Source organism: Nonomuraea phyllanthi (assembly GCF_006334985.2).
GTDB lineage: Bacteria > Actinomycetota > Actinomycetes > Streptosporangiales > Streptosporangiaceae > Nonomuraea > Nonomuraea phyllanthi.
Genome location: NZ_VDLX02000001.1, coordinates 712,330 through 735,276, shown reverse-complemented (window position 1 = coordinate 735,276; position 22,947 = coordinate 712,330). Strand labels below are relative to the sequence as shown.

Below are 22,947 nucleotides of genomic sequence, written 5' to 3'. Positions count from 1 at the left end.
ATGTCACGTCCCTATGTCACCGCCATCGTCGTCGCCCATGACGGTGCGCGCTGGCTGGGGGAGACGCTGCGTGCTCTGGTCGGCCAGAGCCACCGGCCCGACCGCGTGGTCGGCGTCGACAACGGCAGCAGGGACGGCTCGGCCGACCTGCTCGCCCAGGCTTTCGGCCGCGGCAACCTGGTCTCCCTGCCACGCTCCACCGGTTTCGGCGAGGCCGTCGCCGACGTGCTCGCCAAGCTGCCGCCCGCGGTCGAGAACGAGTGGATCTGGCTGCTGCACGACGACTGCGCCCCCGACAGGCGGGCGCTGGAGGCGCTGCTGACGGCGGCCCGGCTGGATCCCAAGGCCGCCGTGCTCGGCCCGAAACTGCGCGACTGGCTCGACCGCCGGCGGTTGCTGGAGGTGGGCGTGACCGTGGGCCGCACCGGGCGCAGGGACACGGGGCTGGAGCCGCGCGAGTTCGACCAGGGGCAGCACGACGGGACGTCCGACGTGCTGTCGGTGTCCACGGCCGGGATGCTGATCCGGCGCGACGTGTGGGAGCAGGTGGGCGGGCTCGACCCGTTCTTCCCGCTGTTCCGCGACGACCTCGACCTGTGCTGGCGGGTGCGCAACGCCGGATACAAGGTGCTGAACGTCACCGCCGCCGTGGCCTGGCACGCCGAGGCCGCCGCGCGCAGGCGGCGACGGATCGCGGTCAGCGGCGACCATCCGCGCCGCCTCGACAGGCGCAACGCGATCTTCGTGGTGATGGCGAACCTGCCGTTCGGCCCCATGATCCGGGCGCTGCTGCGGACCGTGCTCGGCGCGGTCGTCCGCACGGTGCTGTTCGTGGTGAGCAAGCAGCCCGCGAACGCGCTGGACGAGGTGGTCGCCATGGGGTCGATCCTCGTGCACCCGTTCCGGCTGCTGCGGGCGCGCCGGGCCCGCCGCCACGGCCGAAAAAAGGGATATATCCGCATAAAGCGGTTGATGACCGCTCCGGGGGCGGGCTGGCGGAGGCTCACCGACATGGTGCAGAGCTTCCTCGCCGGCGAGGCCCCCGTCGACTCGGCCGGCCGCCACCACCACGCCTCGGCGCCCGCCGAGGAGGAGTACGAGGTCGTGCCGGCCGACACCGGCGCGGTCAAGCGGTTCCTCAGCCGTCCGGGCGTCGTGCTCATGCTCGCCCTCACCCTGGTCGCGCTGGTCGCCGAGCGCTCCCTGATCGGCGGCGAACGGCTCGGCGGCGGCGCGCTCGTCCCCGTCACGGGCGGCGCGGGCGACCTGTGGGCCTTCTACACCGAGGGCTTCCACGACATCGGGCTCGGCTCGACCGCCTGGGCGCCCCCGTACGTCGCCGTGCTCGCCGCCCTCTCGACGCTCGCGTTCGGCAAGACCTGGCTGGCCGTCTCCGTGCTGCTGCTCGGCTCGGTGCCGCTGGCCGGCGCGACGGCGTACCTCGCCACCCGGCACATCATCCCGGCCGTGCCGGCGCGGGCGTGGGCGGCGGGCACGTACGCGCTGCTGCCCGTCGCGACGGGAGCGATCGCCGCGGGACGGCTGGGCACGGCCGTGGTCTTCGTGCTCGTCCCGGTCTACGCCTGGCTCGGCACCACGATGGTCTCCGGCGAGCGCCGCCGCTCCCGGCGGGCCGCGTGGGGGCTCGGGCTGCTGCTGGCCGTGGGGACGGCGTTCGTGCCGCTGGTCTACCCGCTCCTGGCCGTGCTGGCGGTGCTCGCGGCCGTCGCCTTCCGCGGCGCCCTCGTCTCCGTGGCCATCGCGCTCGTGGTGCCCGTGGCGCTGCTGTTCCCGTGGCTGGCCGACCTGGTGGCCTCGCCGGGGCGGATCCTCCAGGAAGCGGGCCTGAACGACCCCGCCCTGGTGGACGCCGGGCTGGCGCCCGAATCGCTGCTCGCGCTCAGCCCCGGAGGGCCGGGGCTGCCGCCGTTCTGGGTGACCGCCGGGCTGGTGGCGTCCGGGCTGGCCGCGCTGCTCATGCGCCGCCAGCGGATGATCGTCGCCATCGGCTGGGGGGTCACCCTGTACGGGGTGCTCGCCGCCATCCTGGTCAGCCGCCTGACCGCCGGCGGATCCCCGGCCTGGCCGGGCGTGCCGCTGGCGTTCGCCGGCACCGGGCTCGTCGTCCTCGTGGGCCTGACCGCGCACCGGCTGGCCGAACTGCGCGGCGGTGGCGGGCTGCCGCGGCTGGCGGCGCTCGCGGTCACGGCCGTGGCCTTCAGCACGCCGCTGCTGGCCGCCGGTTTCTGGGTGGCCGGCGGCGTGCGCGGGCCGCTCGTGGGCGACGCGCCCCAGGTGCTGCCCGCCCTGGCGATCGCCCGTACCACTCAGGGGGAACGCACGCTGGTGATCAAGGGATCGTCCTTCACCGTGCTGCACGGGCGCATGCCGCTGATCGGCGAATCGGAGCTTCCGGTCGCGTCCGAGGCCCGCACCCGCCTGGAGTCGGCCGCCCGGGGCCTCGTCGGCGGGCGCGGCGGGGACGCCGCCACGCTGGGCCGGCTCGGCGTCGGCATGGTCGCCGTGGCCGCGCCCGTCCCGCCCGAACTGGCCAGAACCCTCGACTCCCAGCCGTCGCTGGAACGGATGAGCCTCTCGGACGCGGGCGGGCTGTGGCGCCTGGCCGAGCCGCTCACCCGCGTACCCGCCCAGCCGGAGAGCGCCCTGCACACGCCCTGGCTGTGGGCGCAGGGAGCGCTGGTGCTGATGGTGGCCGTGCTGGCGGCGCCCGGACGGCGTGAGAGCGCCACCGACGGCGTGGAGGCCCCGGCCGCCGCGCCGGCCAGGACGTTCGACATGGCCAGGGCGGGTGGCCGGTCATGAAGCGCTTCGTGGAGAACCGGTTCGGCCTCCTCGCCCTGGTCCTCGTGTCCCTGGTCGCCCTGTACGGGGTCGCGTACGTCACCAGACCCGCCCCCCAGCCGCCCGCCGCGCGGCCCGTCGCCCGCAAGGTGCCCGTCGAGTCGGTCACCGCCGTGTGCCCGGGGCTCAAAGGCGAACAGGTCAACGTCTACCTGCCCGGCACCCTGACCCACGAGAAGATGCCGGACGCCGCGCCGTACGTGACCAACGGCCCCGGCGGGCTCGAAGCCGGCTACCTCGCCCGCGCCACCAGAGGCGCCGCGCGCGGCCTGTCCGGAGTGCGCTGCACCGAGCCCGCCCCCACCACCTGGCTCGTCGGCCCAGGCCCCGCCAACGCCGACGTACTCCTCCACCTCACCAACGCCGACAAGGCGCCGGCCATCGCCGACGTCCAGGTGTACGCGGCCGAAGGCCCCATCTCCGGCGACGCCGGCACCGGGCTGGAGATCGCGCCCGGCGAGCACAAGGACATCGACCTCAAGACCCTCGCCCCGTCCGCCGACATCATGGCGGTCAGCGTCACCACCGTCTACGGCCGCCTCGCCGTCGCCGCCAGAACCGCCCCCCACACCGGCGGCGTCGACTGGCTGCCCGTCGCCGCGCCCCCTGCCACCCGCGTCGTCGTCCCCGGCATCCCCGGCGGCGGCGGCCGCCGCGAACTCCTCGTCGCCGCACCCGGCGAGACCGACGCCCAGGTGCAGATCAAGGCGGTCAGCGAGGACGCCGACTACGCCATGAAGGGCCGCGAATCCCTGGACGTGCCGGCGGGCAGCGTCACCTCCCTCGACGTCACCACCGGCGTGGGCGGCTCCTCCGCGGCCCTCGTCCTCACCTCGCCCACCCCGATCGTGGCCGGCCTCGTCATCACCGGCACGGGCGGAAGCTCGGACGTCGCCTTCACCGCCGGCACCCCCGCCCTCGACCTCGGCAGTACGGTGGCCCGCAACGCCACCGGCTCCCGGCTCGTGCTCACCGCCCTGGGGGGACCGGGGAAGGTCCGGGTCCAGGTGGTGACGGAGAAGGGGGCACCGGCCAAGCCCCTGGAGGTCTCGGTGCCGGCGGACCGGACCAGGAACGTCAAGCTCAAGACCAAGGGGGACTTCGCGCTGGAGGTCACGCCGGTGTCGGGCGAGGTCTATGGGGGGAGGGTGGTGGAGGAACGCCTGAAGACCGGCCTGCTGATCACCACCCAGCCTCTGGCCCCGGCCCGGCTCTACACGATGCTCCCGTCCTTGACCGACACGGCCCGCGTAGTCGCCCCCTGACACCGCTTCGGGCCGCGCTTCGCGCGGACGGGGCTCCGGGCAGCGCCTCCCAAGGGGGCGCGCCCCCTTTCGATCCCCCAACGGCGCGGTCCTCGCCCTGGAGGCGCTTCGCGCGATGGAGAGCTCGGGCTGTATCCAGCGGGGGCAAGCCCTCGCCCCCGGCGAGGGGCCTTGCCGGCCCCTCGCGCTCCCCGGCGCCCCCGAAGATCGTCGGCCAGGACGGCGAATGGCATGAATCATCGGCTAGCGCCGCCGGCCACGGCATCAGGACCTTGCCTATTCGGATGTCCTGAGGGGGCACGCCGGCAGACCGCCGAAACTGTCCTTGCCCTCCGCAATGATGGCCCCGTTCGTATCCGCTCAGGTGGTCTCGAAGGAGCCGTGATGACCGCCGAAGAACCTGCCGGATGGTCCGGTCTCGGGTGGCATTCCTGGGGACCTCGCTCTCGACCGCGCCCGGCGGACCGTGGCTTCGCCACCCATCGAAGTCTTCCGTTGAGCAGGGGCAGTCCTGCTGTCGAAGTCTTTCGACGAATGGCGATGAGTTTCAGGCGGCTCGCGAGTCCACCTGACAGAACCGAACAACAGGAGGCGTGAGGTGGGCGAGCAAGTGAGCACCGCGATCATCGCTGTCAGGACCGTCGGCATCCCCGTCACCGACCAGGATCGCGCCGTCGAGTTCTATGTGGGAACACTCGGGCTGGACAAGCGGGTGGACGTGCCTGTCGAGCAGCTCGGTGGGCGGTGGATAGAGATCGCGCCCCTGGGAGCGGCGACCGCGATCGCACTCGTACCGGCAGATCCGGGACACCCGGCCGGTGTGGAGACGGGCATCCGGCTGACCACGGCGGATGCGGCGTCCCTCCACAAGGAACTGGCGGCGCGCGGGGTGGAGGTGGGTGAGTTGCTGCTGTGGGAGGGGGTCCCGCCGATGTTCTCCTTGCGCGACGCCGACGGCAATGGCTTGGAGATCGTCGAAGAGCAGAAAGGTGAAGCGTGACGGCTTATTGAGGGACCGCACTTACCTCAATTCCCCGTGAAAAATCGCGGAGAGCGACAGTCCGGCAGCGGACTCCAGCGGCTGCTGATGGTGGATCTATGCTGCGATGCCCCGATTGGTAAGCGGACGCTGTGTGACGAACGGGGCATATGATGACAATAACGATTTATGATAGGAGACTTGGGCATGTCGTTTCAGGCGTACCTCGACAATATTGAGGACAAGACCGGACTGGCGCCGCGCGAGTTCATCGCGTTGGCGAAGGAGCGGGGCTTCGACGACCCCTCGACGAAGGCGGGCACGATCGTCGAGTGGCTCAAGCAGGACTACGACCTCGGGCGTGGGCACGCGATGGCGCTGGTGCATGTGATCAAGAAGGGGCCGAAGATCGACGCGAAGCATGTCGGCAGTTCCGGCTCGCACCGCGACGAGTCGGACACGCTGTGGCTGGACGGCAAGAAGAACCGGCCAGAAGCCGGCTGACCACGGCACGGCGCGGTGGGCTCAGGCCGGCAAGGAAGCCGTCGGCCGCTGCGATGTCCGTGGCGGCTCCATGCGGGCAATGCGATGAACCCCACGGAATGAGTCAACCGAGCTTCCGCGGCTGCCTCTCCACCGCGGCGCGGAGGGCCGCACCGAACTGGTCCGGTGCCTCCAGCCAGGGATTGTGCCCCGCATCCGGGACGATGACGACCTCGCAGCCGAGGCGCGTTCCGAGGCGTCGCAGGGCGTCGGCGGGGCGGCTGTCGCCGGCCCCGCCGATGATCACCGTGCCGGGCGGCAGGTGCTCGCGCAGCTCGGCCAGGTGTGATTCGAGCGGATCTGTCTTCTTCGCCGCGTTGAGCTGGGCGTTCATCGCGTAGTTGACGGGCCGCAGCGTACGGGCCGAGGCCAGCGCCCAGTCCCATGCCCGGGCTCGGTCGGCGTGGTCGGTGTGCCACGACAGCGCGAGGTACTCGATCTCCTCGGCGTCCGTCCGCGACTCCCTCGCGTCCAGTTCCTCGAGCCTGGCCTGCTGCTCGTCCGTGCGCCGTGCCCGCTCCGCTGCCCGGTAGGCTTCCCGCCACGGGTCCAGGAAGGGGCCGGCGATCTGGATCAGCCCGGCCACGCGCTCTGGATGGGCCAGCAGGAAGTAGCCCGCCAGATTGGTTCCGTACGAATGCCCCACCAGGACGACCCGGTCGTGTCCCCATGCGTCGAGCGACAACGCCAGGTCGCGAACGTGGCGGGCGAGCGTGTGCTCTCCCTCCCAGAGCGATCCGCCGGTGCCGCGCTGGTCGTAGCGGTGGACCAGGCAAAGATCGTCGACGGCGCCGGCGACCGGGGCGAGATAGTCGGGGACACCTGGGCCGCCGTGGAGCGTGACGACGGGATAGCGCTGCGAGGCCGTCACCGGGCCCGTGGTCCAGGTGCGTAGCCGCGTCCCGTCATCCAGCTCGATCATGGCCGCTGTCACGGGCGGGAGTGTAATGCCGTCAGGGTGTGAGCACACTTCCTTTTTGTGCTGGGTGACCGCTATGGGCGGGGTGTTCCGCGAGGTCCTGCCGGCCCTCGTTCATCGTGCTTCGGCGGGCTGGTAGCTGAGGAGGTCGCCCGGCTGGCAGCCGAGGACGTCGCAGATCTTGGTCAGCGTGGTGAACCGGATGGCCTTGGCGCGGCCGTTCTTCAGGATGGACAGGTTGACGACGGTCACTCCGACCCGTTCGGCCAGTTCGGTGAGCGTCATGTCGCGCTCGGCCAGGAGCCGGTCGAGGTGGACGGTGATGGCGTGCGCGTCCGGCTCGGCGGGTGGCATCAGACGGTGCCTTCCAGGTCGTCGCGCATCTGCACCCCCGTACGCAGGACGCCTGCCAGCGCGAGCAGCCCGAGCCCGGCGAGCGGCACGACCAGCGGGATCTCCTTGATCCCGTAGTAGGACTCGCCCGTGGTCATCGTGTCCAGCAGCGTCATCATCGCGAGGTGTTCGAGCTGGGGAGCAAGGAGGCCGCCGGCGAGCAGCCACCAGCCCAGGACGCGCACCTGGCCGGCGACCTGCGCCAGGTAGACGCCGTCGCGGGCCCGCCACAGCAGCCGCCACACGAGGAAGAACGCACCGGCCGTCACGGCGAAGCCGGGCAAGGTCGTCAGGGCCTGCAGGACGTACTGGCCGGTGTCCGGCGAAGGGTCGATGAAGCCGAGATCGCCCGCCATGGCGACGACGCCTGACCGGGCTCTCTCCGTGAACGCGGGCTCGTCGAGGCTGATGCCGTAGAGGCTGGGGGACTGGGCCACGACGTGCGGGTCGGTGAGGCCGAAGAGCCCGCTCTTGGAGTAGAGCACCATGCCGGTGATCGCCCCGGTCACCAGGACGAGAAGCGCGAAGACCACGGGGCGGCGGACCGCGCGTCCGATGGTGCTGTGCAGTGCTGCCATCAGCCTGCTCCGATCGCTATCGTTTATCGATGGTATCGAGAAACGATAGCATCGAAAAACGATATGGCAAGCGTTGTGATCAGTGGTGGCGTGCCCGCCGTACGAGGTCTCAGGCGCGGTCGTCGTAGCCCGGGTCGACGGTTTCGGGGGAGAGGCCCAGGAGGATGGCCACCTGCTCCACCACTGTGTCGTGGACCATGGCGCCCAACGTGTCGCGGTCGCGCGCCCTGGCCTCCAGGGGTCGCCGGTAGATCACGATCGAGGCGGGGTTCTGGCCACTGGCCGCGTCCGCGCGGCCGAACGGGATCGGGTCGGAGCCCAGCCGGGGCCCGTCTCCGAGCTCGCTCAGCGGCGGGACCTCCTCCACCGCGAACTCCACGGCCGACAGCTGGCGCTCCCAGCGGGGCCGGAGCCGGTCGACCGCGTCCAGCACGAGGTCGTCGAAGCGCTCGCTGCGGGCCTTGGCCATGGGCACGTGGGAGGGGGCGAGCGGGCCGCGCAGGCCGCGCCCGTGGCGATCGCGCCGTCTGGGACCGCGCTGCTGAGTCACGCAAGCAAGTGTAAGGGGCCGGCCAGGCGGTCCTGGGGAGTGGCGTCGCTCCCGGGGCGGCGTTTCGGCAGCGATCGTGCGGACGGACTTTCGGGGCGACCGCAGGCCGGCGATCATCGAGCGTCAGGCGGCGACCGCTGTGGGAGGAGCCTGATGCTTGATCGCATGGTCTCGCCGGTAGGGCGCGTGGCGACGACCTCTAGGATCGTGGGGCATGAAACCACTGACCGCTCCTGACGTGCGCGGGGTCTGGGGGACGACCCTTCTCCCGCTGGCCGGAGACGGCGCGATCGACTGGGAGCGGCAGGGCGCTCAGATCGACGCGTTGGCCGCGAGTGGCGTGGACGGCGTCTACGCGCACGGGACCGCCGGCGAGTTCCACGCCCTCGAAGAGGACGAGTTCGACAAGGTCAACACTCTGCTCGCCGAACGTTGCGAGGCCGCGGGCCTGCCGTTCCAGATCGGCGGGTCGCACCCGGCCACCCCGGTCATGCTCAGCCGGGTGCGCCGGGCCGCGGCGCTGGAGCCGGGCGCCATCCAGGTGATCCTGCCGGACTGGGTGCCGCTCAACGACGACGAGGTGATCCGCTTCCTCGTCGGCGCTGCCGAGGCCGCCGGTGGTGTGCCGCTGGTGCTGTACAACCCGCCGCACGCCAAGACCCAGGTGCCGCCCCGGGTCCTGGCCCGGGCCACTCGCGAGGTCCCGCAGCTGATCGGGGTGAAGATGGCCGGCGGCGACCACCTCTGGTACGCGGAGATGACCGCCGCGGTACCGAGCCTGTCGATCTTCATCCCCGGACACCTCCTGGCCACCGGGCTGGCCCGCGGCGCTCATGGCAGCTACTCCAACATCGCCGCGATGTCGCCGAGGGGCGCTGTCGCCTGGTTCCGGCTCATGACGACGAACCCGGCGGCGGCGCTGGACGTGGAGCGACGCATCGGCGAGTTCTTCCAGCTGCACATCGCGCCGTTGCAGGCGGCCGGCCTGTCCAATCCGGCACTGGACAAGTTCCTCGCCATGGTCGGCGGCTGGGCCGACATCGGGACGACGCTCCGCTGGCCCGCGTCTTCCGCGCCGGCCGATGCCGTGGCGCCCGCACGCGCCGACGCCCACCGGCTGCTGCCAGAGCTGTTCCCGGCCTGACCCGGTGCGGGCGAGTAGGCAGGCTGCTCGTCGAGTACCGGCGAGCAGGAGACGTCGCCTGCGCGCGATCACCACAAGCGGGTGGGTGAGTGGGGTTGTACGGGGTGCCTTGGGGTATTCGTGCGGGTGAATTGCGGTTGGTTGATATGGTTTGGAGCTTGTGTCCGGAATGGGGCTGGCGGGCCGGACAGGGGATGGGCGATGGCCCGACGGTTTCGGGGTTTCCGGGGCCGGTGCCTTCTGGGCATGTGGGTGGAAAGGCTGCGACAGGTGTCCGAATTGTGGCGACACGCTCGTTAAGAGTGCTCAGATAGTGGCGCCTCGCACTCTTACCAGATACGGTCCCTCCGTGAGCCCCGTCCGCCGCTGTTCCCGCACCGCCTGCAGTCAGCCTGCCGTCTTCACGCTCACGTACGTATACGCCGACTCGACCGCTGTTCTCGGCCCCCTGGCGACGTACGCGGAGCCACACTGTTACGACCTGTGCGCAGAACACGCCGAGCGGCTGACCGCTCCCCGCGGCTGGGAGGTGGTCCGCCTGCCCACGGATGGCGCCTCCCCGAGCTCCGACGACCTGGAAGCGCTGGCCAACGCGGTCAGGGAGGCCGCGCGGCCCACGCCGTCCGGCGGCGGCGAGCCGGTCGGTCAGGGCGTCGAGGTGGGCCGCAGGGGGCACCTGCGGGTGCTGAGGTCCGCCCAGCAGCACCGCGACCGGTAGGCGCGACCGGTAGGAGCGGCGGGCCGCCCCGACATCAGGGTGAGCCGCCCCGGACTCAGGGGGAGCCGCCGGGAACTCAGGGCGAGCCGGTCGGGAACGTGTCCCCAACGGTTCGGAAAACCCTTCTTTCGAGCACTCCCGCGACGCACGGAGAGTGCCGGTAGGGTTGACCACGTCGGCGGTGACCACCGAAACCGTCGGCGTTGTCACCGCCGGGAGGGCGGAGGTCGCGCGGCCCAGGCCGGGGGCGCGGCTTGGGGCGTGCAAACCCGCAGTGGCGGGGCCGGGAGGCGAATCGCCAAGCGACAGCGTCCGGAGTCCCCGCGGGCACCGGACGGCTGGAATCCCCCGGATCCGTCCGCGGGGAGCACTCCAGGCACGGACAGACACGGAGAGTCGAGGGGCGGAGCTGGAGAGTGGGCGACCTCGCCAAGATCTTCAAAGCGTACGACGTTCGCGGCGTGGTGCCCGACGAGCTCGACGAGCCGATTGCCGAGGCCGTGGGAGCGGCCTTCGTCGAGGTCACCGGTGCCGGGTCGGTCGTTGTCGCGCATGACATGCGTGAGTCCTCCGTGCCGCTGGCCGAGGCGTTCATCAGGGGCGCCCGTTCGCGCCGCGCCGACGTCGTGCACGCCGGGCTGGGCTCCACGGACCTGCTCTACTACGCGAGCGGCAGCCTCGGGCTGCCCGGCGTCATGTTCACCGCCAGCCACAACCCCGCCCGCTACAACGGCATGAAGATGTGCCGCTCCGGCGCGGTGCCGATCGGCGGCGAGACGGGGCTGCGGGAGATCCGCGACAGGGCCGCCGAGCTGGTGGGCGCGTCGGCCGCGCCCGGCGGGTCGCTGATCGAGAAGGACCTGCTGCAGGGCTACGCCGACCACCTGCGCACGCTGGTCGACCTGGCGCGGATCAGGCCGCTCAAGGTCGTGGTCGACGCCGGCAACGGCATGGGCGGCCACACCGTGCCGGCGGTGTTCGAAGGGCTGCCGATCGAGCTGACCCCGCTCTACTTCGAGCTCGACGGCGACTTCCCCAACCACGAGGCCAACCCCATCGAGCCACAGAACCTCGTCGACCTGCAGCGGGCCGTGGTCGAGGGCGGCGCGGACATCGGGCTGGCGTTCGACGGCGACGCCGACCGGTGCTGGGTGATCGACGAGCGCGGCCGGTCGGTCTCGCCGTCGGCGATCACGGCGCTGGTCGCGGCGCGGGAGCTGGCGAAATATCCCGGGGCGACGATCATTCACAATCTGATCACGTCGCTCGGGGTCCCCGAGATCGTGCGCGAGCACGGCGGGGTGCCCGTGCGCACGCGGGTCGGCCACTCGTTCATTAAGGCCGAGATGGCCCGCACCGGGGCGGTCTTCGGTGGCGAGCACTCGGCCCACTACTACTTCCGCGACTTCTGGTTCGCGGACTCGGGCATGCTGGCGGCGCTGCACGTGCTGGCCGCGCTGGGCGAGCAGGAGCGGCCGCTGTCGGAGGTGGTGGGGGCCTACTCGCGCTACCACGCCTCCGGCGAGATCAACAGCGCCGTGGCCGACCAGGGCGAGGCGCTGCGACGGGTGCGGGAGGCGTTCGCCGGGCGCGGGGAGTTCGACGAGCTCGACGGGCTGACCGTGACCGGGCCCGGCTGGTGGTTCAACCTGCGGGCGTCCAACACCGAGCCGCTGCTCCGGCTGAACGCCGAGGCGGCCGACGAGAGCACAATGACGGCGATCAGGGACGAGGTCCTCGCCATCGTGGGAAGGGTGTCAGAGTGAAGATCGACGACTGGCTGCTGGAGATCCTGGCGTGCCCGGCGTGCAAGGCTCCGCTGCGCGCCGAGCCCGAGGCCGACGAGCTGGCCTGCACGGGGTGCGGCCTGATCTATCCCGTGCGCGACGACATCCCGGTTCTGCTCGTCGACGAGGCCAGGAAGCCGTGACCTGGGAGCCGGAGCGGCTCGACGACCAGCGTCACCTCAGCGAGGCCGATCCGGGCGGGATGCTGCCCGCGGTCGCCGCCTCGGCTGCCCACGTACGCACCGGCTACCGCGCGGCCGTCGAGGCCGGCGTGGCCGAGCGCCTGTCCGGCCACGGCCGCCCGCGGGCCGTCGTGGTCGCGGGCGTGGGCGCCTCGGCCGTGGGGGGCGACATGCTCGCGGCCGTCGCCGGCAACGGAGCGCCGCTGCCGATCGTGCGCCTGCGTTCCTACCAGCTCCCGGGCTGGGTGGGCGCCACCGACCTGGTCATCGCCGTCTCCGGCTCCGGCAGCGCCGAGGAGACGCTGTCCGTGGCCACCCAGGCCGTGCGGCGCGGCTGCTCGCTGCTCGGGGTGGGGGCGCCGCACTCCCCGCTGGAGGCCGTCGCCACGCAGGCCTCGGCCCCGTACGTCGCGGTGCCCGTCAGCGGCGAGTCCAGGGCCAACCTGTGGCTGCTGGCCACCCCGCTCGTCGTGGCCGCCGCCGGGCTGCGGCTCGCCCAGGCCGACGCCGACCTGTTCGAGCGGGTGGCCAAGTCGCTGGAGGACATGGCGCACCGGTGCCGGCCGTCCAGCGAGTCGTTCATCAACCCGGGCAAGTCGCTGGCCATGGATCTGGCCGAGAGCCTGCCGATGATCTGGGGGACGTCCTCCGTGACGTCGGCGGCGGCGTACCGGCTGGCCTGCCAGCTCCACACGAACGCGAAATATCCCGCCATCTACGGCGAGCTGCCCGAGGCCGACCACAACCAGGTCGTGGCCTTCGACGGGCCGATGGCCGAGCGCGACATCTTCGCCGACACCTCCGGGCGCGCGCTCAGGCTCGTCGTGCTGCGCGACGTCGACGAGCACCCGCAGGTGAAGCGGCGCCGCGAGGCCTCGGTACGCCTCGCGCACGACCGCGGCGTGCCGGTGACGGAGCTCGCGGCCGAGGGCGTGCACCCGCTGGAGCGCATGGCCACGCTGATCGGGCTCGCCGACTACGCGAGCACCTATCTGGCGCTGGGGTACGCCATCGATCCGACCCCTGTGTCAGCGATCACTGAACTCAAGGCCAGAATTTCCCCATAGGATCCTTTTTCAGGCCTTCAAGTACGTGATCTTTATGAGTGGAGAAGACCGGTGAGCGCGAGCGGCGGAACGAAAGCGATCATTGCGGCGTTGTCCGCGAACCTGGCAATCGCCGCGTGCAAATTCGTGGCCGCGGTCTTCACGGGATCGTCCTCGATGCTGGCCGAGGGCATCCACTCGGTGGCCGACTCGGGCAACCAGGTGTTGCTGCTGATCGGTGGCAAGCGCGCGGCCAGGGCCAGCACCAAGGAACACCCCTTCGGCTACGGCCGCGAACGCTACTTCTACGCCTTCGTGGTGGCCGTGGTGCTGTTCACGATCGGCGCGGCGTTCTCGATTTACGAGGGCGTTCACAAGATCTCCGAACCGCAGGCGGTGGAGTCGCCGATCTGGGCGTTCGCGGTGCTGATCTTCGCGATCATCGCCGAGGGCTTCTCGTTCCGTACGGCGATCAAGGAGTCGAACCCGATCCGCGGCAAGCTGTCGTGGGTGTCCTTCATCCGCCGGTCCAAGTCGCCCGAGCTGCCGGTCATCCTGCTGGAGGACCTGGGCGCGCTGCTCGGCCTGATCTTCGCGCTGTTCGGCGTGACCATGGCGGTGGTCACCGGCGACGGCGTCTGGGACGGCGTCGGCACCCTGATGATCGGCGTGCTGCTGGCCGTGATCGCGGTCGTGCTGGCCATGGAGACCAAGTCGCTGCTGGTCGGCGAGGGCGCCACGCCGGAGATGGAGGCGCAGATCCGTACGGCGCTGGAGGGCGCGCCCGAGGTCGCCAGGATCATCCACATGCGCACGCTGCACCTGGGGCCGGAGGAACTGCTGGTGGCGGCCAAGATCGCGGTGGCGCGCGACGAAACGGCGGCCGAGGTGGCGCACGGCATCGACGAGGCCGAGCGCCGCATCCGCGAGGCCGTGCCGATCGCCCGGGTCATCTACCTGGAGCCCGACCTCGACCGCCTGCGCAGCGCCGCCTCGCCGAGCTCCCCCTCCGGAGCCACCTCGACCTGAGAGCGGTCCGGCCAGGGCCGGCGTCAGCGGCCAGGCGGCCGGAGGAGGCGCAGCGCCTTCTCCTTCTCGAAGTCCAGCGCCCGGCGCGGCACCTGGATGCGCCCGATCCGCACCCCGAGGTCGCGTACGGCCGCCGCCACCGCGGGCTCGCTCAGCACCCGCAGCGCGAACGCCAGCTCCGCCGGCGACACGTCGAACCGTTTCTCCAGCTCCACCCCCTGCGCCACGGCGGCCAGCTCCTCGGGGCCGAACCGCCGGTGCGCTCCCCGCTCCCGCACCGGCGGCAAAAGGCCAAGAGCCTCCCGGTATCGGAGCATTCGCGGGGACATGCCGAGCCGCTTGGCGGCCTCCGTGATGCGCATTCTTACATTCTTACGTCAGTTTCACCCGCCTGGAGATGCGCCCCCGTCAGAGGGCGGCCTAGACTCGTCGGCGACAACCGTCCGTGACGCGAGGGGAACCCCGATGGACTTCAAGGTCGCCGACCTTTCACTTGCCGACTTCGGCCGCAAGGAGATCCGGCTCGCCGAGCACGAGATGCCCGGCCTCATGGCGGTCCGCAAGGAGTACGCGGCCTCCCAGCCCCTTCGCGGCGCGAAGATCATGGGCTCCCTGCACATGACGATCCAGACCGCCGTCCTCATCGAGACGCTGGTGGCGCTCGGCGCCGAGGTGCGCTGGGTCAGCTGCAACATCTTCTCCACGCAGGACCACGCCGCCGCCGCGGTGGTCGTCGGCCCCGACGGCACGGTCGACGACCCGAAGGGCGTGCCGGTGTTCGCCTGGAAGGGTGAGACGCTGGAGGAGTACTGGTGGTGCACGGAGCAGGCTCTCACCTGGCCGGGCGGTGACGCCCCCAACATGATCCTCGACGACGGCGGCGACGCCACGCTGCTGGTGCACAAGGGCGCCGAGTACGAGAAGGCCGGCGCCGTCCCGCCCGCCACCGCGGACGACCCGGAGGAGTGGCACGTCATCATCGACCTGCTCACCCGCACGGTCGGCGCCGACAACAAGTGGACCACGATCGCCGAGAGCATCAAGGGCGTCACCGAGGAGACCACGACCGGCGTGCACCGCCTCTACGAGATGCACAAGAACGGCCAGCTGCTGTTCCCGGCGATCAACGTCAACGACTCGGTCACCAAGTCGAAGTTCGACAACAAGTACGGCTGCCGCCACTCCGTCATCGACGGCCTCAACCGCGCCACCGACGTGCTGATCGGCGGCAAGGTGGCCGTGGTCTGCGGCTACGGCGACGTCGGCAAGGGCTGCGCCGACGCGCTGCGCGGCCAGGGCGCCCGCGTCATCGTGACCGAGATCGACCCGATCTGCGCCCTCCAGGCGGCCATGGACGGCTTCCAGGTGACCACGCTGGACGAGGTCGTCGGCATCGCCGACATCTTCGTCACCTGCACCGGCAACTTCAACATCATCTCCGCCGCCCAGATGGCGAAGATGAAGCACCAGGCGATCGTCTCCAACATCGGCCACTTCGACAACGAGATCGACATGGCGGGCCTGGCCAAGCTGCCCGGCATCGAGAAGCGCAACATCAAGCCGCAGGTCGACGAGTGGGTCTTCGCCGACGGCCACTCGATCATCGTCCTCGCCGAGGGCCGCCTGATGAACCTCGGCTGCGCGACCGGCCACCCGAGCTTCGTCATGTCCAACTCGTTCACCAACCAGGTGATCGCGCAGATCGAGCTGTTCACGAAGACGTCCGAATACCCGATCGGCGTCTACACGCTGCCCAAGCACCTGGACGAGAAGGTCGCCCGCCTCCACCTCGACGCCCTGGGCGTGAAGCTGACCGAGCTCACGAAGGAGCAGGCCGCCTACATCGGCGTCCACGTCGAGGGCCCGTACAAGTCCGACCACTACCGGTACTGAGCCGTCGTGAGCTCCGGGAGGCGGTTGCTCGCCTCCCGGAGCTTTCCGCTGCGAGCGCGCTCCACAGGAGCGCCCCGAACAACCATGTTCTACGGCAAGCCGGCTTACCCGCACGCGCCGACGTCACCTCCGCCCGTCATGGCCGGTCGTGAAGGCTCACGGGTCGCTCGCCGTGACGACGCGTCTTCTTCGCTCGAAGGGCTGGCATGGATCTCTGGGAAAGCGGTGAGCGGCAGATCTCGTGGGCTGCTCGTTCGATGCCGGTGCTGACCGCGATCGGCGAGCGGTTCGGGCTCGAACGGCCGCTCGACGGCCTGCGGATCGCCGCCTGCCTGCACGTCACCGCCGAGACCGCCGTGCTGATGGGGGCGCTCAAGGCGGGAGGCGCCGAGATCGCGCTGGCCGCGTCCAATCCGCTGTCCACGCAGGACGACGTGGCCGAGGCGCTGCGGACGTACGGGATCGCCGTGCACGCGCGGGCGGGGGTCGACCGGGCGGCCTACTACCGGCACATCCACCAGGCGCTGGACCTCGGGCCCGATCTGGTGCTCGACGACGGGTGCGACCTGGTGAACATCCTTCACACCGAGCGTACCGACCTGCTGGAGCGGGTCGGCGGCGGTTGCGAGGAGACCACGACCGGGATCATCCGGCTGCGGCAGATGGCCGCCGAGGGCGCGCTGCGGTTTCCGATGGTGGCCGTGAACGACACGCGCACGAAGCGGATGTTCGACAACCGCTACGGCACCGGGCAGTCCACGCTCGACGGCATCATGCGGGCCACCAACTTCATGCTCGCCGGCCGCACGGTGGTCGTGGCCGGGTTCGGGTTCTGCGGGCGGGGCGTGGCCGAGCGTGCCAAGGGGTTCGGGGCCCGGGTGATCGTGACCGAGATCGACGCGGTCAAGGCCCTCGACGCGACCCTGCAGGGCTACGAGGTGCGGCCGATGGCGGAGGCGGCGCTGGTCGGCGACCTGTTCGTCACCGTGACGGGCAACCGCGACGTGATCAGGGCCGAGCACCTGTCGGCCATGAAGGACGGCACGATCCTGGCCAACGCCGGCCACTTCGACGTGGAGATCGACGTGCGGGCGCTGGACGAGCTGGCCGTCGAGGTGCACCGTGGCGTGCGCCCCAACACCGACGAGTACGTCATGCCCGACGGCCGGCGCCTGCTGCTGCTCGCCGAGGGGCGGCTGGTCAACCTCACCGCGGCCGAAGGGCATCCGGCGGCGGTCATGGACATGTCGTTCTCCGCGCAGGCCCTCGCCGTGGCGTGGCTGGCCGGCGAGCGCTCCCGCCTCGACCCCGGCGTCTACGACGTGCCCGAGGAGATCGACCACGAGGTGGCCAGGCTCAAGCTCGCCGCCGCCGGCATCGGCATCGACCTGCTCACCGCCGAGCAGGAGGACTACCTGCACTCCTGGCGGGTCGGCTCCTGAGGGAGCGCGGCCCTAGAGCGCCGACAGCATCTGCTGCATGCGGCGGATCTCGGCCGTCTGCGTCACGCTGACGTCGCCGGCCAGCTCCTCCACCCGCATGTGGGAGCCGCTGGTGAGCACCCGATCCGACATCGTGATCGCCCCCAGATGGTGCTTGATCATGAGTTCGAGGAACATCCGGTCGAACTCCTTGCCCGTGGCCGCCTTCAGCGCCTCCATCTGCTCGGGCGTGGCCATGCCCGGCATTCCGTCGTGCGCGGCGTGGTGGTCGGGCACCTTCTGCTGCTGCTCCCGCAGCCAGGTCGTCATGAACTGGATCTCGGGCCCCTGGGCGTCCTTGATACGGGCGGCCAGGCTCTTCAGCTGCGCGGACGCGGCTCTGGTGGGGGCGAGGAGCGCCATGTCCATGGCCTGCCGGTGGTGGACGATCATGTCCTGGACGTAGGTGATGTCGGCCGCGTTCGCCGTGGGTGTGGGGACGGCGGTGGCGGCCTCGCCCGGTGACAGCGTCCTGGCCTGCTCGCCTGGACGGCCAGGGGCGATCACCGGCGCGGTCGAGTCGGCGCGTGGCGCCGACGGCGGGGAACTGCAACCGGAGAGGGCAATGACCGTGCCCGTGACGACAATGAGCGCGCCGCGCACCCAACCTCCCTGACTGACCCAGTTGAGAATGCGCACTCTAGGTCATAAGGGGGCGAATTAGAAGAGGGCGAATCGGAACAAAAAATGACAAGTTGCCTGCTAGTACGCCGACGCCGGAAAGGCGACGATGACGGAGATTTATGTCCCCTTTATAGGAGGATGCCCGAGTGTTCACCCCTCGCAGGGCGGTCACCCTGGTCGCGGCGGTCGTGGCGTTGGCCGGCATCGGCTTGCCGGTCCGGGCCGCCGACATCCCGCCGCCCGACACCGTGGTCACCAGCCCGAATGTGACCCACGTGCTGAACATCCCCAAACCCGCACCGATCGCCGGGACCATCAACACCGACATCGCTTTCCAGGGCAACTATGCCTATGTCGGTAACTACGGTGGCTTCTCCATCTACGACATCAGGAACCCCAAGCAGGCCAGGCCCGTCAGCTCCGTGGTCTGCCCGGGCTCCCAGATGGACGTCACCGTCTACGGCGACCTGCTGTTCACCGCCGTCGACTCCTCGCGCAGCGACGACTCGTGCAACAGCACGGGGCTGACCGCCGACCACAAGGAGGCATGGGAGGGCGTCAGGATCTTCGACGTCTCCGACAAGGCCAGCCCGAAGTACATCAAGTCGGTCGAGACCAACTGCGGCTCCCACACCCTGACCCTGGTGCCGGGCAAGGGCCGCGACCGCAAGAAGAACGTCTACGTCTACGTCTCGTCCTACGCGCCGTCGGCGAGCTTCCCCGACTGCCAGCCGCCGCACGACAGGATCTCGATCATCAAGGTGCCGCTCAGGGACCCGGCGTCCGCGGCGGTCGCCGCCACGCCGGTGATCTTCCCTGACGGCGGCAACGAGACCCAGCCCGGCCTGCTCCTGCCGACCAGCGGCTGCCACGACATCACCGCCTACGCCGAGAAGGACATCGCGGCGGGCGCCTGCATGGGCGACGGCGTGCTGTTCGACATCTCGGACCGGCTGAACCCGAAGGTCACGGCCAGGACCAGCGACCCGAACTTCGCGTTCTGGCACTCGGCCACCTTCAGCAACGACGCCAGGAAGGTCGTCTTCACCGACGAGCTCGGCGGCGGCGGCGCGGCCACCTGCAACGAGGCGGTCGGCCCGAACCGCGGCGCGGACGCGATCTATGACATCTCGGACGGGCAGTTCACGTTCAAGAGCTACTTCAAGATCCCGCGCTACCAGGACGACAGCGAGAACTGCGTCGCGCACAACGGCTCGCTCATCCCCGTCAAGGGCCGCGACATCATGGTCCAGGCGTGGTACATGGGCGGGCTGTCGGTCTGGGACTTCACCGACGCGGCCCACCCGAGGGAGATCGGCTACTTCGAGCGCGGTCCCCGCTCGGACGGCGGTGGCGGCGGCATCTGGTCCGCCTACTACTACAACGGATACATCTACGGGGCCGACTTCCACGAGGGCCTCGACGTCATCCAGATCAGCGACCGGCTCACGGACAGCGCCAGGCACGTCCGTACCGACCGGCTGAACGTGCAGAGCCAGGAGTCGTACCGGAACGGCCGGCACTGACCTGAGTCACTGAGGAGGCGCGAACCCGCCCGGAGTCGCCGTCGGCGGCTCCGGCGCGGGAGCGGCCGGAGGCCTCCCCTGCGCCCCGCCCTGGAAGCCCGGCTGCGGCGGCGGCGCGTAAGGCGGGGGCGGCTGGTACTGCCCCGGCGGCGCGTACGGTCCCGGTTGCGGCTGACCGTACGGCTGAGGCTGTGGCGGCGGTGGGGGCGGTGCGTACGGGGGCTGGTGGAGGTTGGAGACGTGCCGCGCGAGGCGTGCCTCCTCCCGCCTGCGGCGCTCGGCCAGGACGGCGCTCAGGTACGCGTGCGGCGGCACCCCGGCCGGAGCCACGGGCGAGACGAACGCCGCCACCTGGGTCGCGATCCGCACCCCCATCTCGTGCTGGACCTGCGGCGACAGGTCGTGCCAGCGCGTGAGGTACTGGCGGGCGGCGTGCGCCACCTCCTCGGGCAGCTGCGACAGCTCCAAGGTGGCCGCCCAGGCGGCCAGCGGCGGCGGCATCACGATGAGCTGTCCCGGGTCGCGCGGCGCCCGGTCGGAGATCACGATGGTGCCGGCGAAGACGTCGCCCAGCCGCTTGCCCCGCTGCGAGACCAGCGAGGCGATCAGCGCGGGCGCCCCGGAGAGCAACCAGAACTCCACCACCCCGGCCAGGCCCCTGAACAGCGCCTGCCTGAAGCGCTCGGGGCTGCCGTCGTCGGCGACCACCCGGAGCCCGAGCACCAGCTTGCCGAGGCTGCGGCCCCTGGAGAGGGACTCGACGAGCACGGGGTAGCCGACCAGCACCAGCACCACCAGCAGGGTCATCACGGCCCCGAGCATCGCGGGGTCCGCGATCACCGAGAAGGCGCCCAGGACCGCGTAGGCGCCGACCAGCACGCCGAACTGCAGGACCATGTCGATGATGATCGCCAGCGCGCGGGACGGCATCTGGGCGACCCGCACTTCGACGACGACCGCGTCGCCGGTCACAACCTCTGACATATGTGGAGCCTAACGGCTGTGCCGCGCTGATCGAGCGGCCAGAATGTTCGGGTGGACATCGACGCGTTCGTCACAGCACACCGGCCCGTGTGGGACCGGCTCGACCACCTGGTCAAGCACCGCTCGTCGCTGACGGGCGCCGAGGTGGACGAGCTGGTCGACCTCTACCAGCGGGTGGCGACGCACCTGTCCATCGTGCGCTCGTCGTCGGGGGACGCGATGCTGACCGGGCGCCTGTCCGCGCTGGTCGCCAGGGCCAGGTCCGCGGTGACCGGCGCCCACACGCCCGCCTGGCGGGAGCTGGTGCGGTTCTTCACGGTGTCGTTCCCCGTGGTGGCCTACCGGGCGCGCTGGTGGTGGGCGGCGACCGCGGTGGCCACCATCGTGTTGGGGTGGGTCATCGGCGCCTGGGTCGCCAAGAACCCCGAGGTGCAGGCGGCGATCGGCTCGCAGGACACGATCACCCAGCTCGTCGAGCACGACTTCGCCGACTACTACTCCGAGAACCCGGCCGCGTCCTTCGCCGGCCACGTGTGGCTGAACAACGCGTGGGTCGCCGCACAAATGATCATTTTCTCGGTGCTGCTCGGCCTGCCGATCCCGTACGCGCTCTACTCGAACGCCGCGAACGTCGGCATCGGCGGCGGCCTCATGGCCTCGCGCGACAAGCTGGACATCTTCTTCGGCCTGATCACGCCGCACGGGCTGCTGGAGCTGACCGCCGTGTTCCTCGCGGCGGCCGTGGGCATGCGCCTGGGCTGGACGGTGATCGACCCGGGGCCGCGCCGCCGCGTGGAGGCGCTCGCCGAGCAGGGGCGGGCGGTGATGAGCGTGACGCTGGGGCTCGTCGTGGTGCTGTTCGTGTCGGGGCTGATCGAGGCGTTCGTCACGCCGTCCGGGCTGCCGACGTGGGCGCGCATCGGGATCGGCGTGCTCGCCGAGGCGGCGTTCCTGGCGTACGTGATCGTCTACGGGCGCCGGGCCCTGCGCGAGAACGAGACCGGCGACCTCGAACGCGCCCCGGACGTGGCCCCGACCGCCTGACCTCTCGGTGAGAGGTCAGAGGCGGCCCGCGGCCTTCAGCGCCAGGTACGCGTCCGCCAGCGCCGGGGCGATCTCCTCCGGGGGCGCGTCCACGACCTCCACCCCGTGCCGCCGCAGCCGGGCCGTGATGCGCCGGCGCTCCAGCTGGGCGTGCTCGGCCGCCGCCGCGTCGTACACCTCCTCGGTCGTCTCCCGGCGGCCCGCCATGGCCACGACCCGGGGGTCCGACACCCCGGCCACCAGCACCAGGTGGCGGGAGGACAGCTGGGGGAGCACCGGCATGAGCCCCTCGTCCATCGCAGCCCCGTTGAGGTCGGTGAGCAGCACCACCAGGCAGCGCCGCTTGGCCCGCGCCAGGATGGCCGCCACCATGCCCTGCGAGTCGGCCTCGACCAGCTCGGCCTCGATCGGCGCCATCACGTTGACCAGCGACGACAGCAGCTCGGTGCGCGACGCGCCGCTCACCCAGGCGCGCACGGCCCGGTCGTAGGCGAGGAAGTCCACCTGGTCGCCGGCCCTGGCGGCGAGCGCGGCCAGCAGCAGCGCCGCGTCCATCGACCAGTCGAGCCGCGGCCAGCCCGGCGCCGGGCGCGGGTCGGGCCGCACCAGCAGCCCGCCGCCGCCCGCCGCGGCCCCCGCCATGGGGACCGGCGCGTCGCCCACCCGGCCCGCCGAGGTGCGGCCGGTGTCGATCACGATCAGCACGCGGCGGTCGCGTTCGGGGCGCCAGGTGCGGACGACCACGTCGTTGCGGCGCGCCGTGGCCCGCCAGTCGATCGAGCGCACGTCGTCGCCCACCACGTACTCCCGCAGCGAGTCGAACTCCGTGCCCTGCCCGCGCACGAGCGCCGGGTGCTGGCCGTCCAGCTCGCGCAGCCTGGCCAGCCGGGACGGCAGGTGCTTGCGCGACAGGAAGGGCGGCAGCACGCGGACCGACCACGGCGCCCGGTGACCGCCCTGGCGGGCGGCCAGGCCCAGCGGCCCCACCGAGCGCACGGTGACCGCGACGGACGAGCGGTCGCCGCGCCGGGTCGGGACGAGCGTCATGACGATCCTGCGGCGCTCGCCCTTGGGGACGTCCAGCGGGGCGACGCGCGGGGTGGCGCCCGCCGACGGCGGCCAGGCGTCCCTGAGCACGCCGCGCACCCGCCGGCTGCCCGGGTTCTCGACGATCAGCTCGACCGTGGCGCTCCGGCCCAGCCGTACGAGGGTGTCGCCGGAGCGGTGGAACCTCAGCGGGCGCACGGCGCCGGCGAACACCAGGTCCACCACGATCCCGGCGGCCAGCAGCAGGCAGACCCCGGCCAGCGCGGGACCGGGCTGCGGCGCCAGCATCACCACCACGATCCCGACGGCCGCGAGCAGCCCGGCGCGTCCCGTGAGAGCCATCAGCGCACCAC

General features: G+C 71.3%; 22 protein-coding genes. 14 read left to right on the top strand and 8 right to left on the bottom strand.

Annotated elements, in window-relative coordinates:
• From FH608_RS51235 to FH608_RS03450, 4 genes are all read left to right on the top strand, one after another.
• Complete coding sequence (locus FH608_RS51235) at window positions 1-2,823, top strand: glycosyltransferase family 2 protein (RefSeq protein WP_193318206.1); 2,823 nt, start codon at window positions 1-3, stop codon at window positions 2,821-2,823.
• Window positions 2,820-4,127, top strand: a complete 1,308-nt coding sequence (locus FH608_RS51230) for a DUF5719 family protein (protein ID WP_193318205.1) — start codon at window positions 2,820-2,822, stop codon at window positions 4,125-4,127. Before FH608_RS51235 ends, FH608_RS51230 begins: the two co-directional genes overlap by 4 nt.
• Before the next feature lie 610 nt (window positions 4,128-4,737).
• A complete protein-coding gene (locus tag FH608_RS03455) occupies window positions 4,738-5,127 on the top strand; it encodes a VOC family protein (RefSeq protein ID WP_226898903.1) in 390 nt (129 codons plus the stop codon).
• Between the two features lie 186 nt (window positions 5,128-5,313).
• Complete coding sequence (locus FH608_RS03450) at window positions 5,314-5,610, top strand: DUF4287 domain-containing protein (RefSeq protein ID WP_139628295.1); 297 nt, start codon at window positions 5,314-5,316, stop codon at window positions 5,608-5,610.
• A 103-nt stretch (window positions 5,611-5,713) separates the two neighbouring features.
• On the opposite strand, the gene FH608_RS03445 is transcribed toward FH608_RS03450, so the two are convergent.
• The 4 genes from FH608_RS03445 to FH608_RS03430 all read right to left on the bottom strand — a co-directional run bounded on the left by FH608_RS03445 (window position 5,714) and on the right by FH608_RS03430 (window position 8,089).
• Window positions 5,714-6,583 carry an alpha/beta fold hydrolase gene (locus FH608_RS03445; protein WP_139628294.1) on the bottom strand — a complete coding sequence of 290 codons (870 nt, stop codon included), beginning with the start codon at window positions 6,581-6,583 and terminating at the stop codon, window positions 5,714-5,716.
• A gap of 99 nt (window positions 6,584-6,682) precedes the next feature.
• Window positions 6,683-6,922, bottom strand: coding sequence for a helix-turn-helix domain-containing protein (locus FH608_RS03440; RefSeq protein WP_139628293.1), 240 nt, complete (start codon window positions 6,920-6,922; stop codon window positions 6,683-6,685).
• Window positions 6,922-7,539: a hypothetical protein gene (locus FH608_RS03435; protein ID WP_139628292.1), complete on the bottom strand. Its 618-nt coding sequence runs from the start codon at window positions 7,537-7,539 to the stop codon at window positions 6,922-6,924. Before FH608_RS03435 ends, FH608_RS03440 begins: the two co-directional genes overlap by 1 nt.
• Before the next feature lie 109 nt (window positions 7,540-7,648).
• Window positions 7,649-8,089, bottom strand: coding sequence for a metallopeptidase family protein (locus FH608_RS03430; RefSeq protein ID WP_226898901.1), 441 nt, complete (start codon window positions 8,087-8,089; stop codon window positions 7,649-7,651).
• Window positions 8,090-8,303: 214 nt separating this feature from the next.
• On the opposite strand from FH608_RS03430, the gene FH608_RS03425 reads away from it, so the two are divergent.
• The 6 genes from FH608_RS03425 to FH608_RS03400 all read left to right on the top strand — a co-directional run bounded on the left by FH608_RS03425 (window position 8,304) and on the right by FH608_RS03400 (window position 13,995).
• Window positions 8,304-9,233 carry a dihydrodipicolinate synthase family protein gene (locus tag FH608_RS03425; RefSeq protein ID WP_139628290.1) on the top strand — a complete coding sequence of 310 codons (930 nt, stop codon included), beginning with the start codon at window positions 8,304-8,306 and terminating at the stop codon, window positions 9,231-9,233.
• A 349-nt stretch (window positions 9,234-9,582) separates the two neighbouring features.
• Window positions 9,583-9,951, top strand: coding sequence for a DUF3499 domain-containing protein (locus tag FH608_RS03420; RefSeq protein ID WP_106236645.1), 369 nt, complete (start codon window positions 9,583-9,585; stop codon window positions 9,949-9,951).
• Window positions 9,952-10,367: 416 nt separating this feature from the next.
• The gene (locus FH608_RS03415) at window positions 10,368-11,717 is read left to right on the top strand and encodes a phosphomannomutase/phosphoglucomutase (protein WP_139628289.1); all 1,350 of its coding nucleotides are present in this window, start codon (window positions 10,368-10,370) and stop codon (window positions 11,715-11,717) included.
• Window positions 11,714-11,881 (top strand): Trm112 family protein, encoded by a 168-nt coding sequence (locus tag FH608_RS03410; RefSeq protein ID WP_139628288.1) that lies wholly within the window; start codon window positions 11,714-11,716, stop codon window positions 11,879-11,881. Before FH608_RS03415 ends, FH608_RS03410 begins: the two co-directional genes overlap by 4 nt.
• Window positions 11,878-12,987, top strand: a complete 1,110-nt coding sequence (locus tag FH608_RS03405; protein WP_193318204.1) for an SIS domain-containing protein — start codon at window positions 11,878-11,880, stop codon at window positions 12,985-12,987. The genes FH608_RS03410 and FH608_RS03405 overlap by 4 nt, the downstream gene beginning before the upstream one ends.
• A gap of 51 nt (window positions 12,988-13,038) precedes the next feature.
• Window positions 13,039-13,995, top strand: a complete 957-nt coding sequence (locus FH608_RS03400; protein ID WP_139628287.1) for a cation diffusion facilitator family transporter — start codon at window positions 13,039-13,041, stop codon at window positions 13,993-13,995.
• Window positions 13,996-14,018: 23 nt separating this feature from the next.
• Here FH608_RS03400 and FH608_RS03395 read toward each other — a convergent pair whose 3' ends face one another.
• The gene (locus FH608_RS03395) at window positions 14,019-14,357 is read right to left on the bottom strand and encodes a MerR family DNA-binding transcriptional regulator (protein WP_139628286.1); all 339 of its coding nucleotides are present in this window, start codon (window positions 14,355-14,357) and stop codon (window positions 14,019-14,021) included.
• A 103-nt stretch (window positions 14,358-14,460) separates the two neighbouring features.
• Between FH608_RS03395 and ahcY the strand changes: the two genes are divergently transcribed.
• Both ahcY and FH608_RS03385 read left to right on the top strand, forming a co-directional pair.
• Window positions 14,461-15,888 carry an adenosylhomocysteinase gene (ahcY, locus tag FH608_RS03390; protein ID WP_139628285.1) on the top strand — a complete coding sequence of 476 codons (1,428 nt, stop codon included), beginning with the start codon at window positions 14,461-14,463 and terminating at the stop codon, window positions 15,886-15,888.
• Window positions 15,889-16,094: 206 nt separating this feature from the next.
• The gene (locus FH608_RS03385; protein ID WP_139628284.1) at window positions 16,095-17,330 is read left to right on the top strand and encodes an adenosylhomocysteinase; all 1,236 of its coding nucleotides are present in this window, start codon (window positions 16,095-16,097) and stop codon (window positions 17,328-17,330) included.
• A gap of 12 nt (window positions 17,331-17,342) precedes the next feature.
• Here FH608_RS03385 and FH608_RS03380 read toward each other — a convergent pair whose 3' ends face one another.
• The gene (locus FH608_RS03380) at window positions 17,343-17,972 is read right to left on the bottom strand and encodes a DUF305 domain-containing protein (RefSeq protein ID WP_139628283.1); all 630 of its coding nucleotides are present in this window, start codon (window positions 17,970-17,972) and stop codon (window positions 17,343-17,345) included.
• Between the two features lie 167 nt (window positions 17,973-18,139).
• On the opposite strand from FH608_RS03380, the gene FH608_RS03375 reads away from it, so the two are divergent.
• The gene (locus tag FH608_RS03375) at window positions 18,140-19,519 is read left to right on the top strand and encodes an LVIVD repeat-containing protein (RefSeq protein WP_139628282.1); all 1,380 of its coding nucleotides are present in this window, start codon (window positions 18,140-18,142) and stop codon (window positions 19,517-19,519) included.
• Window positions 19,520-19,525: 6 nt separating this feature from the next.
• On the opposite strand, the gene FH608_RS03370 is transcribed toward FH608_RS03375, so the two are convergent.
• Entirely contained in the window at window positions 19,526-20,503 is a 978-nt protein-coding gene (locus FH608_RS03370; protein WP_139628281.1) for an RDD family protein, read from the bottom strand.
• Window positions 20,504-20,554: 51 nt separating this feature from the next.
• Here FH608_RS03370 and FH608_RS03365 point away from each other — a divergent pair, with 51 nt between their 5' ends.
• Entirely contained in the window at window positions 20,555-21,547 is a 993-nt protein-coding gene (locus FH608_RS03365) for a stage II sporulation protein M (RefSeq protein ID WP_139628280.1), read from the top strand.
• Window positions 21,548-21,562: 15 nt separating this feature from the next.
• Here FH608_RS03365 and FH608_RS03360 read toward each other — a convergent pair whose 3' ends face one another.
• Complete coding sequence (locus FH608_RS03360; protein ID WP_139628279.1) at window positions 21,563-22,936, bottom strand: DUF58 domain-containing protein; 1,374 nt, start codon at window positions 22,934-22,936, stop codon at window positions 21,563-21,565.
• Window positions 22,937-22,947 lie beyond the last annotated feature (11 nt).